This is a genomic window from Chelativorans sp., assembly GCF_031180965.1.
Taxonomy (GTDB): Bacteria; Pseudomonadota; Alphaproteobacteria; order Rhizobiales; family Rhizobiaceae; genus Chelativorans.
Genome location: NZ_JAPSLH010000058.1, coordinates 1 through 2,853 on the forward strand (window position 1 = coordinate 1; position 2,853 = coordinate 2,853).

Below are 2,853 nucleotides of genomic sequence, written 5' to 3' on the forward strand. Positions count from 1 at the left end.
AGGCGCGTCCCTCATGGGAGGGATCGAAGGCGCGCCCGCGCAGGGCGGCCGCCATCCGCCTCCATCCGTCATAGAGGCCACCGACGCCGGCGCGCCCTTCGAGCACCGATCGGAAACGGGACGGGTCTCGGCTCTGCACATCGGCACTCAAATGATCGAGCGTCGTAGCCAGCTCGCTTTCAAGACGCTCAAGGCGGGTGGGACGTGCAAGGCTCAAAAGGTCCTGCCCGCGCATGGGATCGCCGAACGCGATGAAGGCCTCCGCTCCGCGCTCCAGCCAGAAATTGTATTCAATGGCAAGCGGCAGGATCGTGCAATCGGGAGCGCGCTCGACGAGGCGCGCGACGCCGGGCTTGAGTCCGAGAGGACGTTCACGCACGTCACTGAAGCGTCCCTGCGCGGTAATCCATAGAGCGCGGTCGGGGGCAGAGAGAATCTCCGCACCAGCCTTCAGAAAAGCCGCGGCACCGCGCGGGCATTCGAGATCGACGCCGAAGGCGCCAATGCGGCCGAAGATGCCGTACCGCTTCAGCATCGCTGCATCGATGGGTGCATAGCTCTCATAGGCCGGAAAGAAGCGGTCGGCCGTCAGGATGTAGACCGCCGCGTCCCACCAGGCTGGATGATTGGAATAGACGATGACGGGACCCTGCCGGGGCTCATCGGGCATGCCCCATGAGGCGATCCGCAGGGCATTCATGTGGCGTGTGAAATAGCGCCGAAAGGTCGAGACCATGAAGTGGTGAAGCAGGGCAGAACGGCGCGCGACGGGAGAATCCCCCGCGCGACGGGGGAAAGAGCGCTCCGTCTCCACCTTGCTCGTTTTCTGCCTCAAGACACGTTCCGTAAATTCTCGACCTTGCAATCCGCATCGAGGGCGTCGGCGGCGATCCAGCCCGACATCATGACCATCGGCATGCCAGGGCCGGGATGGGCCGCGCCGCCGGCGAGATAGAGGCCGCGCACCTGCCGGCTGCGATTGCCCGGCTTGAAGGCTCCCATGAACTTGCCGTGGCTCGCCAGCCCGTAGATTGCGCCGTTGAGCACCTTGTAGCGGTCGTGGATGTCCTGGGGCGTGAGATGGCGTTCAACGACGATGCGCTCCTCGATGTCGCTCATGCCGGCCGTGCGTTTGAGCTTGTCGAGGATCACCTGCCGGTAGGCCGGGAACATCTGCGACCAATCGTGGTGCGGGCGCAGGTAAGGCGTGTGGACGAGAACGTAAAGCGCCTCGCCGCCGTCCGGCGCGACGCTCGGATCGGTGGCAGCCGGAGCCGCGAGGTAGCAGGTGGGATCGGGCGCGGGCTCGCCGCGCCGGTAGATGAAGTCAAACTCCTCCTCCGGATCGCGGGAGAACACGAAATCGTGGTGGAGCACGTGATCGTAGCGCCTGTTCAGCCCGAGATAGAGAACCACGCCGGAGCAGGCGGGCTCGAAATCCTTACGGGCATAATGCTCGCCCACCTCGCCGCCCACGAGTTCGCGGTAAGTGCGGATGGAATCCATGTTGGAGATGACGCTGTCGTAGGCGGCCGTCTCGCCGCTCGCCAGAACAAGACCCGTGATTGCCCCGTTCTCGATTTTGAGCGATGCCACGTCGCTGTCGGTTCTGATCGTGGCGCCCAGCTCGCTGGCGAGCTTTGCCAAGGCTTCCGCCACCGCGCGGGTGCCGCCCATGGGATACCACACGCCGTCCGCCGACTGCATGTGGGCGATGGCGCAGAGCACCGCAGGCGAGCCATAGGGAGAGGAGCCGACATATTGGGTGAAGTGGTCGAGCATCTGTGCCAAGCGCTCGTCCTTCACCTTGGACCGGATGGTGCCGGCCACGGAGGAGCCCATGCGCAGGGACAGAACATCCCGCAGGGTTGCAGGATTCATGTTAGCACGGATGTTGATGGTGTCGAAGAGATCCTCCACCGGCTTCCAAAAGAAGAACCGGTTCGAGATGTCATGAAGGCGGGCGGATATGTCCTGGAAGCGCTTGTATCCTTCGCCGGCATTCTTTCCAGGAGCGAAGCGATCCATGGCCTCAGCCATGGCCTCGATGTTTTCCTGGAGATCGATCTGCGTCCCGTCATCGAAGAAACAGCGCCATTGCGGATCGAGGCGCACGAGGTCGACGTAGTCGGATAGGTTGCGGCCGGCTTCTGCGAAGATGCGCTCCAGAACCCGAGGCACGGTCAGGATCGTCGGCCCCATGTCGAAGCGAAAGCCGTCTTCGTGCAAAACCGCCGCCTTGCCGCCGATCCAGGCGTTCTTGTCGTACAAGGTGACCTTGTGTCCGCGAGCCGCCGCGACACAGGCGGCCGCCAATCCGCCCAATCCTCCGCCGATAACGGCAACCGAAGTCTGTCGAGCGCTCACGCATCCCTCCCGCAAGGCACGAGCCCATCCGTCATGGGTCCGCGTCCAATCGAGTTGGTTCTAGGAAGGGTATGGGCCAGTTCAAGGCGGCTCACGAAGGTTTGGGCGGCGGGCGCAGATCATCCGAAGCGAATGTCCGCCAGGCGCGCGGATCACCGGGTCGAACCCTGCGGATGCCAAGCGTGGCCTCAGATGGTTCACGTCGCGCATCCCCCCGCCCCAGAGCAGGTTCTTCAGGCGGTTGATCGCAGAGGTCGTGCTGCGCCCCTCGGGGGACAGAACTGCGACGAGGAGCCAGCCGCCGGGCCGCAAGGAGCGGAAGATCCGCTCCATTGCGCCTTGGAGAACGGCCTCGGGCAGGAACATCTGCGGCAGGAAGGCTAGGTCGAAGGCCTTCTCGTCCCTGAGATCCTCCACGCGCTCCTGCCGAACGGCGATGCGAGCGGCAAGGCCAGCCTCCTGCACATGCCGGTTTCCGATCGCAGC

3 protein-coding genes are annotated in these 2,853 nt (G+C 64.2%); all 3 read right to left on the reverse strand.

The window, feature by feature from the left end:
• A partial coding sequence (locus tag RIN79_RS21425) for a lysophospholipid acyltransferase family protein (RefSeq protein WP_309086736.1) occupies nt 1–736 on the reverse strand: 736 nt, incomplete at its 3' end.
• Between the two features lie 95 nt (nt 737–831).
• Nucleotides 832–2,367, reverse strand: a complete 1,536-nt coding sequence (locus RIN79_RS21430; protein WP_309086734.1) for a phytoene desaturase family protein — start codon at nt 2,365–2,367, stop codon at nt 832–834.
• 81 nt (nt 2,368–2,448) lie between these two features.
• Nucleotides 2,449–2,853: class I SAM-dependent methyltransferase (locus RIN79_RS21435; protein WP_309086735.1), on the reverse strand; the 405-nt coding region annotated here is incomplete at its 5' end.